This window comes from Bradyrhizobium pachyrhizi (genome assembly GCF_029714545.1).
GTDB lineage: Bacteria > Pseudomonadota > Alphaproteobacteria > Rhizobiales > Xanthobacteraceae > Bradyrhizobium > Bradyrhizobium pachyrhizi.
This window is the reverse complement of sequence record NZ_CP121667.1, coordinates 8454807-8469391: the sequence shown is the minus strand read 5'-3', so window position 1 is coordinate 8469391 and position 14585 is coordinate 8454807. Positions and strand designations below refer to the sequence as shown.

Annotated in this window: 16 protein-coding genes; 10 read left to right on the top strand and 6 right to left on the bottom strand. The window is 65.7% G+C overall.

Translation table 11 applies throughout. The features are described from left to right. Nucleotides 1–73 precede the first annotated feature (73 nt). From QA639_RS40055 to QA639_RS40040, 4 genes are all read right to left on the bottom strand, one after another. Complete coding sequence (locus QA639_RS40055) at nucleotides 74–2062, bottom strand: carbohydrate porin (protein ID WP_283088786.1); 1989 nt, start codon at nucleotides 2060–2062, stop codon at nucleotides 74–76. Between the two features lie 309 nt (nucleotides 2063–2371). Then, entirely contained in the window at nucleotides 2372–2611 is a 240-nt protein-coding gene (locus QA639_RS40050; protein ID WP_028337604.1) for a hypothetical protein, read from the bottom strand. Next, nucleotides 2608–4251: an Nramp family divalent metal transporter gene (locus QA639_RS40045; protein WP_028337603.1), complete on the bottom strand. Its 1644-nt coding sequence runs from the start codon at nucleotides 4249–4251 to the stop codon at nucleotides 2608–2610. The genes QA639_RS40050 and QA639_RS40045 overlap by 4 nt, the downstream gene beginning before the upstream one ends. Before the next feature lie 426 nt (nucleotides 4252–4677). After that, nucleotides 4678–4983, bottom strand: coding sequence for a hypothetical protein (locus QA639_RS40040; protein ID WP_028337602.1), 306 nt, complete (start codon nucleotides 4981–4983; stop codon nucleotides 4678–4680). 340 nt (nucleotides 4984–5323) lie between these two features. On the opposite strand from QA639_RS40040, the gene QA639_RS40035 reads away from it, so the two are divergent. Continuing rightward, a complete protein-coding gene (locus QA639_RS40035; protein WP_016840607.1) occupies nucleotides 5324–5593 on the top strand; it encodes a metal-sensing transcriptional repressor in 270 nt (89 codons plus the stop codon). Nucleotides 5594–5709: 116 nt separating this feature from the next. On the opposite strand, the gene QA639_RS40030 is transcribed toward QA639_RS40035, so the two are convergent. After that, nucleotides 5710–5979: a hypothetical protein gene (locus QA639_RS40030; RefSeq protein WP_018269139.1), complete on the bottom strand. Its 270-nt coding sequence runs from the start codon at nucleotides 5977–5979 to the stop codon at nucleotides 5710–5712. 202 nt (nucleotides 5980–6181) lie between these two features. Further along, nucleotides 6182–6988 carry a creatininase family protein gene (locus QA639_RS40025; RefSeq protein ID WP_157342409.1) on the bottom strand — a complete coding sequence of 269 codons (807 nt, stop codon included), beginning with the start codon at nucleotides 6986–6988 and terminating at the stop codon, nucleotides 6182–6184. Between the two features lie 144 nt (nucleotides 6989–7132). Here QA639_RS40025 and QA639_RS40020 point away from each other — a divergent pair, with 144 nt between their 5' ends. The 9 genes from QA639_RS40020 to QA639_RS39980 all read left to right on the top strand — a co-directional run bounded on the left by QA639_RS40020 (nucleotide 7133) and on the right by QA639_RS39980 (nucleotide 14427). After that, on the top strand, nucleotides 7133–8176 hold the full coding sequence (locus tag QA639_RS40020) for an ABC transporter substrate-binding protein (RefSeq protein WP_028337600.1): 1044 nt from the start codon (nucleotides 7133–7135) through the stop codon (nucleotides 8174–8176). Nucleotides 8177–8192: 16 nt separating this feature from the next. After that, nucleotides 8193–8996, top strand: coding sequence for an ABC transporter ATP-binding protein (locus QA639_RS40015; RefSeq protein WP_038377988.1), 804 nt, complete (start codon nucleotides 8193–8195; stop codon nucleotides 8994–8996). Further along, nucleotides 8993–9781 (top strand): ABC transporter permease, encoded by a 789-nt coding sequence (locus QA639_RS40010; protein WP_028337598.1) that lies wholly within the window; start codon nucleotides 8993–8995, stop codon nucleotides 9779–9781. The genes QA639_RS40015 and QA639_RS40010 overlap by 4 nt, the downstream gene beginning before the upstream one ends. Next, the gene (locus tag QA639_RS40005; RefSeq protein WP_283088785.1) at nucleotides 9781–10764 is read left to right on the top strand and encodes a 2-hydroxyacid dehydrogenase; all 984 of its coding nucleotides are present in this window, start codon (nucleotides 9781–9783) and stop codon (nucleotides 10762–10764) included. The genes QA639_RS40010 and QA639_RS40005 overlap by 1 nt, the downstream gene beginning before the upstream one ends. Next, on the top strand, nucleotides 10764–11459 hold the full coding sequence (locus tag QA639_RS40000; RefSeq protein WP_050382446.1) for an AprI/Inh family metalloprotease inhibitor: 696 nt from the start codon (nucleotides 10764–10766) through the stop codon (nucleotides 11457–11459). The genes QA639_RS40005 and QA639_RS40000 overlap by 1 nt, the downstream gene beginning before the upstream one ends. Nucleotides 11460–11802: 343 nt before the next feature. Continuing rightward, nucleotides 11803–12174, top strand: a complete 372-nt coding sequence (locus QA639_RS39995) for a YciI family protein (RefSeq protein WP_028337595.1) — start codon at nucleotides 11803–11805, stop codon at nucleotides 12172–12174. Nucleotides 12175–12188: 14 nt separating this feature from the next. Further along, nucleotides 12189–12539, top strand: coding sequence for a YciI family protein (locus tag QA639_RS39990; protein ID WP_050382448.1), 351 nt, complete (start codon nucleotides 12189–12191; stop codon nucleotides 12537–12539). 31 nt (nucleotides 12540–12570) lie between these two features. Beyond that, on the top strand, nucleotides 12571–13854 hold the full coding sequence (locus QA639_RS39985; RefSeq protein WP_283088784.1) for an RNA polymerase sigma factor: 1284 nt from the start codon (nucleotides 12571–12573) through the stop codon (nucleotides 13852–13854). A gap of 195 nt (nucleotides 13855–14049) precedes the next feature. Further along, nucleotides 14050–14427: a hypothetical protein gene (locus tag QA639_RS39980; RefSeq protein WP_050382449.1), complete on the top strand. Its 378-nt coding sequence runs from the start codon at nucleotides 14050–14052 to the stop codon at nucleotides 14425–14427. Nucleotides 14428–14585 lie beyond the last annotated feature (158 nt).

The window sequence follows — 14585 nt, the reverse complement described above, 5'->3', positions numbered from 1 at the left end:
CATTGAGAAGAACGGCGCGGCAAATTTGCTGTCGTCCCGACTTTCGCCGGGACGACGTTGGGAGATGGCGCGTTCAGAACTCGCCGTGGATGCGGCCGGAGAAGATGTGCACCGGGCCGCGGTCGGCGTTGTAGGCGGGGTTGGTGATGAACTGATAGTCCGCGGTCAGCGTCAGGTTCTTGTTCACCTGATAGGCGTAGTAGGTCTCGAAGATCCGCTCCGGGCTGTAGTTCAGCGCGCCGTCGCCGATCAGCAGACCGAGGCCGCCGGCGGCAAGATAATCGCGATGCGCTGATGACAGCCCGTTGATCGCTCCACCGATGCCGATCGTGTCGTTCGCCCGTCCCCACCTGCTGCCCTTGATCGACAGGCCGCCCGAGACGCTGCGATCGACATCGGTGAACGACAGGATCTCGGTCCTGCCGTCGTTCCAGCTGAGGCGGCCGAACAGGCCGACATCCTTTGCGATCTGCTGCTCGCCGTTCAGATAGAAGCCGTATTTCAGATTGTCCTTGCGGATGCCGGCCATCACGTCGTTGATGTCGAGCCCCGGATTTGCGTCCTCGATCGCGAGCGCCTGGGCGTAATTGCCAGTGTTGCCGCGGTTGCCGAACACGCCAACGCGCAGCTTGCCGGGCTGATCGAAGATCGAATAGCGGCCCTCGAATTCCACCACGGCGCCGCCGGTGTCGAACACCAGAACGTCGCTGTTCGGTGCGTTCGGCACCTGGAACACGCCGGCGCGCACCGCCCAATCCTTGCGGTTGAGCTCGACCACCGCGCCGCGCGTATAGCCGGGCAGGTCGGCCGGGAAGTCGTAGGCGGCGGACGCCCACATCGCCCAGTTCATGAAATCGGCGCGCGGGTCCTTGGCGTAGGAATTACCGTCGAAGAAATCGCCGACTGCAAAGCGCCCGACCACGAGCGTGAGCCGGTCGATGTCACGCTTGCCGGCGATCTGGTTTGGGCCGTCGGCGACGTCTTCCTGCTCGCCGCCGAAGCCGAAGGTCTGCTTGAAGTAGTAGCGCTGCGGCCGGATTTTCGGGAACGGCGCGCCGGCCTTCTGCGCTTCGCCGTTCGAGAAGCCGGCAAGGCCGAGCGTGCCGTTGAGGCCAAAGCCCTGCGCGGTTTCCGGGTTGAAGTAGAACTCGCCGCCTTCCCAGAGCCGCACGCCGAGGAACGCCGTCGTGGTCCAGGTCTGCTGCAACTGCCCCGCGCCGGGAAGGCTGTTGGTGCCGGCATAGGGCGAACGGAAGGACGGATAGGTCTGCGGCAGCAGCGTCGTCTGGCCGTGCACGCTCCAGTCGCTCGATTCAGGCAGCGCGGTGCGCGTCGGCGTCGCCGACCATGGCGAGTCGCCGAACTGATAGTTGAGGCCGAATTTCAGCAAATGAATACGCGGGTCGATGCTGACGCCGGGCATGCCGAAATCATTGAGGCCGAGCGTGCGGCGCGACAGGTCGACATAGTCGTATTCGACCTTGGCGGTCCAATTGCCGCTCACCGCAAATTCGGCGCCGGCGCCGACGGTCCAGCCAGTCTGGTACTGGCCGGGCTCCGAGATCACCTCGCCCGCGGCGTCGTTGATCCGAACCTGGCTGTGGCCCCAGGCGAAGCCGCCGGTCACGTAAGGCATCCAGGTACCGAAAGAGTAGCCGGCGCGGCCGCGCAGCGTGCCGACATAGTCGATCGACGAATTGAAGGGACCGAGCACTCGCCGCGGCAGGTCGGTCGGGCCCGTGAAGGTCGCATCCGCCTCGACGCCGAGCACGAAGCGGTTGGCGAATTCCTTGTTGTATCCGACCTGGAAGCCGCCGATCCCGCCGGTGATGGTGGGCGGAAAGAACACGCCCTGTTCGAGGATCGGGTTGGTGCCGGGACCCAGCGTGCCGTCGCCATAACCGACATGGGCGCCGACGTAGAACCCGGTCCAGCTGTAGACCGCCCTGGCGGCGGGGGATTTGAGCGCCAGATCGGCCGCGGTCGCCGGCGCGCCGAAGGTTGCCGCACCGAGCGCTGCGCCGGCGGCGATCTGGACCCGGAAGAGGCGGACGCAGGTCATGACGCGGCTTTCCGCGAACGAGTGGCGGTTTCGCCCGGCATCACTGCAGATTTGGTGGCCGCTTGCCACCCGAGATTTGAAATCATCGCCCGCCGTCCCCGGTCCGATCTGTGTCGTCCCATCCAAAGCCAGATCAGCACCTAGCATCCCCTGTTGCTTATTGCAAATAATTCGCAATAGCAACTGAGGCGCGCCCGATACCGTTCCGATTTGCACGCCACCGTGACAGTCACGTAACAGCGCGAGGCGGCAGGCCACATCGGCGGCGATCGGCCGCGTGTCCGTGACAAACCGGTCGCGACCGACCGTTCAATCGATGCCGCCATTGTCCTCGTCCTTGGTGTTGATGAATGCCGGCTGCGATGCCCTGCCGAGCACGACCCGCGCGCCGGCCCGTTCGACACATCGCGCTATCGACAGCGCCGTCCGCAGCCCGGCGTTTGAGATTGTGCGTTTCCGGTGGAGCGCGGCCGCGCCGCGCAGGATGGCGCTCGCCAGCCTGAGCAGCACGATCGCGCTCCATCGCCGGCCGCGATTGCGCGCGGTCACGCTCCCACCGTGGCGAGCTGGACGATCCGCAGCAGCACGAGGCCGGCGGCGACGACGAGATAGCCACGCAGCACGATCATCCAGATCCGGCTCAGCGGGCTGAGCCGCGCCGGCGGCAGCCGGTCGAGCGGCGGCATCCGCCAGCTGTCGGGGTCGACCAGCGAGGGCTTGCGCTTGAAGCGGAACGACGCGTTGCGGCGCGACGACAGCTCGTACAGCTTGACGGCCGCCGTGATCGCGAGCGCAAGCACGCTGCCGCCGATCAGGATGCCGATGATCCACGTCTCGCCGAGATCGGGGAACAGCACCGCGGCGGTCAGGATCACCGACAGCATCACCAGCCCCGCGACCACCGCGCCGGTGAACAGGTTGAGTTTGGTCGAATTGACCCAGGGCCCGAGGATGTGGCGGTCGTTGCACAGCAGCAGCAGGAACACGGTCGCGCTCGGCAGCAGCACGCCGGCCAGCGTCTGCACCGCGTTGGTCAATAGTCCGAGCGGCGTGCCCGGCGTCAGCACCAGCACCGCCGCGAGCACGATCAGGCCGCAATAGACGCTGTAGAAGCCCTTCGCGTCCCACGGCTTGCGGTGCAGCGAGTGCTTCACCGCGAACACGTCGCCGATCGCATAAGCGGTCGCGAGGGAGACTGCCGCAGCACCGATGATGCAGGCATCGAGCAGCGCAAGGGCGAACAGCATCGCCGGCAGCCGGCCGGCATATGTCTCGAGGCCGACGGCGGTCCCCAGCGCGTCGGTGTAGTTGCCGAATTCGGGCTTTCCTGCGAACACTGCCGCGCAGAACGAGATCATCGCCACGGCGCCGACTACCACCAGCACGATGCCGATGCACAGATCCATCCGCTCATAGCGGATGAAACGCGGCGTGATCCGCTTGTCGACGATGTAGCTCTGCTGGAAGAACAATTGCCACGGCGCCACCGTGGTGCCGACGATGGCGACGATCAGCAGCATCACCTCGCTGAGCTTGGCGTCCTGCGGCATCTTCGGCACGAAGAAGTCCGCCGCGATCTGCCCGAGCGGCGGATGCACCATCAGGATCACGGGTACCAGCAGCAGGCTGCCTGCGACCAGCACGATGCCGAAGCGTTCGAAGCGGCGAAAGTCGCCGGTCGAGACCGCCAGCATCACGATAACAGCCGAGGCCAACACGCCCCAGAACTGCGAGACGCCGAGATAACGAAGTGCGAACGTGATGCCGATGAACTCTGTGACGATGGTCAGCGCGTTCAATACCAAGAGGTCGATGACGCTGAAGGCGCCCCAGAACTTGCCGAAGCGCTCGAAGATCAGCCGCGCATGGCCGACCCCGGTGACCGCGCCGAGCCGCACTACCATCTCCTGGTTGACGTACAGCACGGGGATCAGCAGCAGCAGCGTCCACAGCAGCGTGGTGCCGTAATTCTGTCCGGCCTGGGTATAGGTGCCGAACGCGCCGGCGTCGTTGTCGCCGACCATCACGATCAGGCCGGGGCCGACGATCGCCAGCAGTGTCTTCAGCCGGGCCAGCAAGGTCGCGCGCGGCGCGGTGTCGTCGCGAGCGATGCTGCCGAGCGCGCCGTGGATGTCGCCGGCATGCGCGCTATCGAGAATGGCGGTTTGTGTGGTCTTGCTTTCGGTCATTTCGCGTCTCCTCGCCGCCTTTCGGCACGGCGGGAGGGACGCGGGCGTCGTCAGGCGCGCACGTCTCCGCTACCGTGAGCAGCGGCATTTCCAGATGTGATGCAGATCGAGAATCCCGTTGCCGCGCCTGAATGCTGCGCAACGGGGCAACTAGGTCCTTCGTCCATGTCGGCCTCCTAAACCAGGACGACTACTTCCGACCGAGCAGCGGGCGCCGCTTCACCTCGCCCCGCGTGCGGGGTCGAGACGAGCGAAGCTCGCTCTTAGAGGTCGCATCGCATGGTCAGATGCGATCCGGGTGAGGGGGAGCCGCGAACTCAGCTATCACCGTGTGCGCGGAGACGGCCCCTCACCCCAACCCTCCCCGTAAGAACGGGGAGAGGGAGCGGCAGCACCGTCGTTATCAAGCCCGCCCTCACGGTCGGCCTAAGCGCACAGCCGCGGCTTTGCCGCGGCGTGGCGTGTGGCTGTTGCGCGCGGGCCGAAACGCTGGCCCGCGCGTCGCTGCTGATCGAGATCGCCGCCGGTGTCGTCGATGGTCCACCGGCATTCCAGGCGGCCGTCGATCAGGACCCAATGACAGGCCGGGGTTGGACGCCGGCGGCGGCCCGCCAGGCGGCGAAAGCCCGGCAGGTTGTCATTGCAATGAATGGCAGCCGGCGGTGGCATGCGCCGCGGCTCGACAACGTGCCGCGGGCTTGCTTGCCGGAATTTTGCGAGCTTTTCGAACATCGCTCACCTCCACTTCCGCTGGTCGCGGCAGGCCGGTGAGGAGCAGTGGTCAGCTTGGGCGCGACCACCCGTCCACGCAGGCGAGATCTGCGCGATCAGTCTTGCTGTGTTGCGGCGTCACCAGTCCCGGCATCGCCGGACTACTGTCGCCTGAGTTGCTACTGCCCATGTGCCTTCTGTGCTGGCTCGTGGATCGACTTGCCTCCGGAGATAGAACCCCCGGCGCGGAACGAACGTTCCGGTCATCGGGCACTACGCCCGCGACAATGGCCTGTCAAGCCGATTCCGCTATCCTCCGGGGAGGATCATGATTATCCTCCGGGGAGGATAGGAGACCCAGATGTCCGACGACCATCCACACGCTGCGATCGCCCGGCGCCTGAAGCGCGCCAACGGCCATCTCGACACCATCGTCGAGATGATCGAGCAGGGCCGGCCCTGTGCGCAGATCGCCCAGCAATTGCAGGCGGTGGAAAGCGCGATCGAGAGCGCCAAGAAGGCGCTGATCCACGATCACATCGGTCACAGCCTGGAGGAGACGCTGAAGGCATCGGGGCCGAAGGGCCGCGCCGTGCTGCGTGATTTCAGGCTGGTCGCGAAGTATCTGTGATGGACGTGTTCAAGAATTGACCCGCCCGGGGGGATGGCCGGACGGGTCGGTTGCGACACGGGGTGGATGAGGACCCGTGCCGAACACAGGATCCGCAACCTCAGGAATTGTGTCGATCAGTAGTAGCAGCTGCGCACGCGGCCGATGTAGTTGCCGTAGGCGTCGAACTGGCGCACCCAGCCGCAGCGCCGATAGCCGCCGCCGTAGTAATAGCCGTCGCTGGCCGCGATCGCGCTGCCGACGACGGCGGCGCCGACGAGACCTGCGCCAACGCCCCAGCCCCAGCCATAGGGCTTCGCTTCAGCCTGCGACGTCGTGGACGCGATGGTGCCGGTCACGGCGAGCGCGGTGAGGGCGAGGGCGGCGAACTTGGTCTTGATCGACATGGAATACTCCATCCTGTGTGGGGCGGCGCCGGTGTGGTCCGCATGCCCGTTGGACGGAGGCTGTCCGGTTCCGGTTCGAAGATCGGGGTGGAAATATGGTTTCGCGAATTGTTTCGTCGCGTCTGCCCGGACGAAGCAGTTCTGATCCCGACGCGTTTTCTTCACGCGAACCGGTACCCGCTTCGCTCGAAAACGCTCTCGGTCAGTGGCCGCGAAACACGCCGGGATCGAACCTGTCGACGTCGGCGAGCAGCTCGCAGAACGCGTGCGCGCCGTGCTCGATCAGCTTGTCACCCTTCTCGGCCGAGGCCTGGGTCGCATCGCCGATCGCACCACTCGGATTGAGGTCCTGCGCCTGCCAGGCGAATGGCGCCGGCCGCTGCGTCGACAGAAAGCGGTGATCCTTCTCGATCTGCACGCTTGCCGGCTTGAAGTCCGCGATCGCGTCCTTGCGCACGGCGTGCGGATATTTCGCCAGCATGATCGAGGTCTCGACCGCGCCGCCATGGATGCCGTGGCGCAATTCGCCGGCGTCGAACAGTCCGTCCGGCGCGCCGAAGCGCGACCAGCTCGTGGTCACCACCAGCATCTGATGGTGCGCGCGCAGATCCTGCGCCACCAGCTGCATCGCGGCGGAATTGCCGCCATGGCTGGTCACGATCACGAGCTTCCTGACGCCTGCGCGCGCCACGCTCTCGCCGAGCGCCATCCAGCTCTTCAGCGCCACGTTGGTCGGCAAGGTCAAGGTACCCGGAAAATCGATGTGCTCGGTTGAGATGCCGACCGGCTGCAACGGCAGGAACGTGGCGGGAGTGGTCGCCGGCAGCAACTCTCGCACCCGCGAAAGATAGGCCTCGCCGATCATGACGTCGGTTCCGAGCGGCAGATGCGGCCCGTGCTGCTCGGTCGCGGCCAGCGGCAGCACCGCGATCCAGCGCGCGGCCGTATCCTTGGCGATATCGGGCCAGTGGATGGCGGTCCAGTCGCGGGGCGGAAGCTGAGAAGTCATCAAGCCGGTCGTTTCAATACAAGCGTTTCACGGGATGGATTTGCAGGCTAGTTTGTTTAACATCATAACGGGTTCGCGTCTCCGGGCGCGGTCCACGTCTTCCCGCCTTCCATCATGGGCCATAATGATCGACGGAGTCCAACCATGATCCCGGCCTTTTTGCTGCGAGCGTTAACCACAAGCCTTCTGACCGCCACGCTTTGCGTTGCCGCGGCGCTTGCCCCGGCGCGGGCACAGAGCTCGGACAAGACCTTGGACAAGGTCTCGTTCGGCACCAATTGGGTCGCCGAGGGCGAGCATGGCGGGTTCTTCCAGGCGCTCGCCGACGGCACCTACAAGAAATACGGCCTCGACGTCACTATCGTGCCGGGCGGTCCCAACGAGAACAACCGCATGCTGCTGATCGCGGGCAAGCTCGACTTCTTCATGAGCGCGAACTCGCTGCAGACCTTCGACGCCGTCACCAACAATGTGCCGCTGGTCGCCGTCGCCGCCATGTTCCAGAAGGACCCCCAGGTTTTCCTGACCCATCCCGAGGTCAAGGCCACGAAGATCGAGGATCTCAAGCCGCTGACGCTTTTGATCTCGAAGGAGGGCATTACCAGCTACTTCCAGTGGCTGAAGTCCGAATACGGTTTCGACGAGAACAAGGTGAAGCCCTATACCTTCAACCCGCAGCCCTTCATCGTGAACAAGCAGACCGCGATGCAGGGCTACGTCACCTCGGAGCCGTTCGCGGTCGAGAAAGCCGCTGGCTTCAAGCCGAACGTGCTGCTGCTCGCCGATTACGGCTTCAACTCCTACTCGACGCTGATCGAGACCCGCCGCGACCTGGTCGACAAGAAGCCCGACCTCGTGCAGCGCTTCGTCGATGCCTCGATCGTCGGCTGGTACCACTACGTCTACGGCGACAACTCGGCCGGCAATGCGATGATCAAGAAGCTCAATCCCGACATGAACGACGAGCTGCTCGCCTATTGCGTCGCCAAGATGCGCGAGCACGGCATCGTCGATTCCGGCGATTCCATCAAGAACGGCATCGGCGCCATGACCGACGAGCGGATGGCGAGCTTCTTCGACAAGATGGTGCGGGCCGGCGTGGTCAAGAGCGCCATCGACTATCGCCAGGGCTACACGCTGCGCTTCGTCAACAAGGCGGTCGGCGCCGAGCTCCGGCCGAAGAACTGACGGGTGCGGACGGGCGATGGCGGGACCTGCGTTGTCTGGATCTGATGCAGCGTCGGCCGTGCGCCTGCGCGGCGTCAGCAAGACCTATGACAGTGGCGTGAGGGCGCTCGGGCCGCTCGACCTCGATGTGCGGCGAGGCGAGTTCGTCTCGCTGCTCGGGCCCTCCGGTTGCGGCAAGTCCACTGCGCTGCGGCTCATTGCAGGTCTCGCCACGCCAAACGCCGGCACGGTCGAGGTCTCGCATCATGGCGCGGAGCAGCGCGGCAGCCACCGCATCGGCTTCGTATTTCAGGAGCCGACCCTGATGCCGTGGGCTACCGTGCGCGACAATGTCCGCCTGCCGCTGAAGCTCGCCCGGCTGCCTGCGACCGACGCCGACGCCCGCATCGATGCGGCGCTGGATCAGGTCGGGCTTGCGGAGTTTGCCGACGCCTATCCGCGCGAACTGTCCGGCGGCATGAAGATGCGGGTGTCGCTGGCGCGCGCGCTGGTTACCGATCCGGATGTCCTTCTGATGGACGAGCCGTTCGCGGCGCTCGACGAGATCACGCGGTTTCGCCTCAACAACGACCTGCTGTCGCTGTGGCGCACCCTGCACAAGACCGTCATCTTCGTGACGCACTCGGTGTTCGAGTCGGTCTATCTGTCGCAGCGCGTGATCGTGATGACCGCCCGCCCGGGCCGGATCGGCGCGGAGTTTCGCATCAGCTCGCCGGAACCGCGCGGTGAGGAGTTCCGCACCTCGGCTGAATATGCCGCGTTCTGCCGCGAGGTCTCCAATGCACTGGCGCCATCCTATGCGGGGCAGGCGGGCGCATGAAGTCTCCGCAAGACCTCGTCCGTTTTCTGCTTCCGGTCGCGGTGTTTGCCGCTGGCCTCGTGCTCTGGGAAGCCATCGTCCGCGGCTATGGCATCCAGCCCTATGTGCTGCCGAGCCCGCTGTTGGTGCTGAAGACACTGGTTGCGGACTGGCCGGTGCTGTCGCAATCGCTCGGCGTCACGCTGCTGACCACGCTCGAAGGCTTCGTTGCCGCGGCCATCGGCGGCATCGTGCTGGCGCTATTGTTCAATCAGTCGAAATGGCTGGAGTATTCGCTGTTTCCCTATGCGGTGGTGCTGCAGGTCACGCCAGTCATCGCGATCGCGCCGCTGCTCCTGATCTATCTGCAGCAGCAGACCGCGGTGATCGTCTGCGCCTGGATCGTGGCGTTCTTTCCGGTGCTGTCGAACACGACGCTCGGCCTCAATTCGGTGGATCGCAACCTCGCCGGATTGTTTCAACTTTATGGCGCCTCACAGCTGCAGACGCTGCTGTTCCTGAAGCTGCCCGCGGCGCTGCCCTATATCCTCGGCGGTCTGCGCATCGCCGGCGGGCTGTCGCTGATCGGCGCCGTGGTGGCGGAGATCGCGGCGGGCAGCGCCGGCGCCGGCTCGGGCCTCGCCTTCCGGATCGCTGAATCAGGCTACCGGCTGAATATTCCCCGCATGTTCGCGGCACTTCTGCTGCTATCGCTGGCCGGGATTGTCATTTATGGGTTGCTGGCGCTAGTTTCGCACCTGTTGCTGCGACGTTGGCATGAAAGCGCGTTAGGAAAGGACAGTTGATGGCCCCGATTTCTTCCGAAAAGATCGATCTGTTGATCTATGGACCGATCCGGCCAATCCTCGAAAGCGGCTTTCCCGATCAATACGTGCTGCACCGCGCGGAGAGCCGCGGCGACCTCGAGCGGCTGACGCCCGATACGATGGCCAAGATCCGCGGCATCGCTGTCACCTACCACACGATGGCGACCGACAAGACCGCGCTGGCGATGTTTCCGAAGCTCGAGATCGTCGGCAGCTTCGGCGTCGGCTACGACCACGTCGATTCCGCCTATGCGCGCGATCACAATATCGTGGTCACCAATACGCCCGACGTGCTGACCGAGGAGGTCGCCGACGTCGCGATGGGCCTGTTGATCGCGACGTTGCGCGAATTCGTCAAGGCCGACCGCTATGTGCGCTCCGGGCTGTGGCAGACCCAGAATTATCCGCTCAGCGTCGGCTCGCTGCGCGACCGCAAGATCGGCATCGTCGGCATGGGCCGGATCGGCCAGGCGATCGGGCGCCGGCTGGATGCGTCGCGGGTGCCGGTGTCCTATCACTCGCGCAATCCGTCCAAGGACGTCTCCTACAAGCACTATCCCGATCTGATCGAGATGGCGAAGGCGGTCGACACCTTGATCGTCATCGTGCCGGGCGGCGCCTCGACCGCGAAGATGATCAATGCCGACGTCTTGAAGGCGCTCGGCCCGCGCGGTGTGCTGATCAATGTCGCGCGCGGCTCGGTGGTCGACGAGCCGGCGCTGGTCGCGGCGCTGAAGTCCGGCACCATCCTGGCTGCAGGTCTCGACGTGTTCGCGGCCGAGCCGAACGTGCCCGACGAATTGAAGGCGATGCAGAACGTCGTGCTGCTGCCGCATATCGGTTCGGCCTCGGTGGTCACGCGCAACGCGATGGACCAGCTCGTGGTCGACAACATCAAGAACTGGTTCGCCGGCAAGCCGCCGCTGACGCCGGTTGCCGAAACGCCTGTCAACAATCGCTGATGTCGTTGTCCCGCCTCAACGCCGTGCTGTGTCTGCTGCTGGCCGCGTGCGGTCCGGTGGCGGCGCAGGACGTCACGACGTTGAAGAAGGACATGATCGGGCAGTGGGAGCTCGCCACCACCGAGCGCAGCAAGACCTGCGTCGTGACGCTGAAGGGCGATACGGCGCCGCAAGGCTTCAAGCTCGAGCTCGAGCCCGCCTGCGCGGCCGCGCTGCCCTTCACCAAGGACATCACCGGCTGGAGCATCAAGGGCCTCGGCGACATCGTGCGGCTGCACAATGCCGCCGGCGAGACCGTGATCGATTTCACCGAAGTCGAGACCGGCATCTTCGAAGGGATGCGCACCAATGAGGGCGTCTACATCCTGCAAAACCTTGCCGCGGCGCGCTCGCTCGCCAAATCGATGGACCAGATGATCGGCGACTGGTCGATGGTCCGCGGCAACGGCCAGGCGATCTGCACGCTGGTGCTGACCAACACCGACGCCGGCAACGACAATTTCCAGGTGTTCCTGAAAGGCAAATGCGATCCCGCGGTCGCGGCCTTCAACCCGACCATGTGGCGGCTCGATCACGGCCAGATGATCCTGATGTCGGCCAAGGGCCAGACCTGGCAGTTCGAGGCCGACGACAACGCCCAGTGGCGCCGCGTCCCCGACAGCGCCGACCCGCTGATCATGCTGCGGGAGCAGTAGGTCGCTGCTCACACATATCCGGAGCGACGTGGCGGGTCCGTTGGCCGGGCCACAAAACCGCTGTCGCCCCTGCGAAAGCAGGGACCCATAGCCACCATGCAGGTTGGTTGCAACGCTGTGGCCACAGCTCGTTTCGGCAACTCACCCCTGTGGTTATGGGTCCCTAGCTTTCGCAGGGACGACGATCGGGGTGGAGCCGTCTCGGCTTTCGATCTGCACCCTCACAGCTCCAAAATAATTCCCTTGCCCCTGTCGATCCGGGCCGCCCCGGATCGTCGTCCTCCATAGCGAGCCGATTTTTCACCGCGACCGTCCCGCGGCTTGCCTGAAACAGGAGCAATTCATGCGCTTTATGTCGATCGTTACCTCGTCCCAGCCGCCGCAGCAGCCGACCCCGGAGCTGCTGGAGGCCATGCACAAGCTCGCCGACCGCGAGATCAAGGCCGGCCGCATGATCGACAATGCCGGCCTGATGCCGCTCGCCACCGGCGCGCAGGTCCGCCTGGTCGGCGGCGAGCTCAGCGTGGTCGACGGTCCCTTCGTCGAGGCCAAGGAAGTGATCGGCGGCTACGCGATCTCGGACGTCCACAGCAAGGAGGAAGCGATCGCGCTCGCGGTCGAGTTCATGCAGCTGCACAAGGTTCACATGCCGGGCTGGGAAGGCACCTGCGAGGTTCGCGCCTTTGCAGGTTTCGCCGGCCAGTGCGGTGCGTAAGCGGAGGACAAGCGATGCGCTTCATGTATGTCCTGGTGGCCGAGAAGCCGATGCTGCCGAATCCCGCGTTGAGGGAGGCGATCCGGAAGCTGGCCGAACGCGAGATCGCGGCCGGCCGGATGCTCGATACCGGCGCGCTGCTGCCGCGCACGGCGGGCGCGGAGGTGCGGATCAAGGATCGCAAGCTCACCGTCACCGACGGTCCCTTCATGGAAGCCAAGGAGGTAGTCGGCGGCTACGCCATCTTCGAGCTGAAGGACAAGGAGGAGGCGGTGGCGCGCGGCGTCGAGTTCATGCAGCTTCATCTCGACCACATGCCGGACTGGGAATTGTCATGCGAGGTTCGCCCCTTCATGGAGTGCTGACGGCCTCCTCAGCCGGATGCCGGTGGCCGCCATGACGGTCGACGACGTCAAGCGCACCATCCTCGGTGTGTGGCGCATCGAGCAGCCGCGGCTGATCACCAGCCTGTCGCGGATGCTGCGTGATGTGCCACTCGCCGAGGACCTGACCCAGGAAGCGCTGGTCGCCGCGCTCGAGCATTGGCCGGCCGATGGCGTGCCGGAAAAGCCCGGTGCCTGGCTGATGGCGACCGCCAAGCGCCGCGCGCTCGATCATCTGCGCCGCAACCGCATGCTGGCCGAGAAGCACGGCGTGATCGCGCACGACATGGCGCGGGAGCAGGAGACCATGCCCGACTTCGATTCCGCGCTCGACGACGATATCGGCGACGAATTGCTGCGGCTGATCTTCACCGCCTGCCATCCGCGCCTGTCGCGGGAGGCGCGCGCCGCGCTGGCGCTCAGGATGATCTGCGGCCTCACCACCGAGGAGATCGCGCGCGCCTTCCTGCAGGCGGAGGCGACCATTGCCCAGCGCATCGTGCGCGCCAAGCGCACATTGTCGGAGTCAGGCCTTGCCTACGAGACGCCGCGCGGCGAGGAACTGTCCGAGCGGCTCGCCTCCGTGCTCGAGGTCGTCTACCTCATCTTCAACGAGGGTTATACCGCGGCAAGCGGCGACGAATGGCTGCGGCCGCAGCTCTGCAACGAGGCGCTGCGCATGGGCCGCGCGCTGACCTCGATCGCGCCATCGGAGCCGGAGGCGCACGGGCTGCTGGCGCTGATGGAGTTCAACGCCTCGCGGATGGCGGCACGTACCGATGCGTCCGGCGAGCCGATCCTGCTGATGGACCAGAACCGCGCGCGGTGGGATCGCCTGCAGATCCGCCGCGGGCAGCTCGCGCTGGCGCGGGTCCGCGAGCTCGGCGGCGCCGGCGGCTTCTATGTGCTGCAGGCCGCGATCGCCGCCTGCCACGCCGAGGCCGGCACGCCTGATGCGACCGACTGGCACCGCATCGCCGCGCTGTACGGCGACCTCGCCGCGCTCTTGGATTCTCCCGTGATCGAGCTCAACCGCGCGGTTGCGATCGGCATGGCCGAGGGGCCGCTCGCCGCGCTCGCGATCGTCGACGGTCTCGCGGGTGAGCCGGCGCTGAAATCCTATCATCTGCTGCCGAGCGTGCGCGGCGATCTGCTGCATAAGCTGAGCCGTTTCGCGGAGGCGCATGCTGCGTTCGAGGCCGCCGCCGCGCTGGCCGGCAATTCGCGCGAGCGTGAGTTCCTCAAGCGGCGCGCCGCGATCGCCGCGCGTGCCGCGCAGGATCATGGCTGCCGCTGACGGCTCCGCGATTTCGACGGAGCGAGACCACGTAGCCCGCATGAGCGAAGCGACATGCGGGTCTTTGCGAAGGGCGACCCCGGGTGTCGCGTCGCTCACCCGGGCTACAAGGTTGCTGCGGGTCGTCGTGTCCGCGATTTCGACTCAAACCTGCGGCATGCTCGGACGAATTCTTTTGGACCGGGAACTGCCACCATGACAAAGCCATCCGTGCTGGCGATCGGCCTCGACCCGACCTTCGTCGATCTGTCCGTCATGCCGCAGTTCACGCCCGAACTGGTGCGCAGCTATCTCGGCGCGCAGATCGAAGGCCTGCGGACGCTCGGCTACGACGTCGAGAGCTGCCTGATCGACCTCGGCGATACCGCGGAAGCCGTGACGGCGGCGGCCCTCAACGCGCGCCGCTACGACTGCGTCGTGATTGGTGCCGGGCTGCGCGAGCCGCCGGAGCGGCTCTTGCTGTTCGAGACGATCCTCAATCTGGTGCACCGGCTCGCCCCCCATGCCGCGATCTGCTTCAACACCAGGCCGGCCGATACCGCCGCGGCCGTGCAACGCTGGGTCAAACCTTAGGATGCAAGATGAGCGGGCGCCTTGAGCCGGCGAATCGGGCTCGCCGCGCCGTCCACCGTCCATGGCCGGCGCTCGGGCCGGCCCGACGCCGGCATTGGCCGGGGCCCGCCGCGAAGGCCCGGCGGTTGTTGCCGGCGGCAACCTATGACACCATCCAG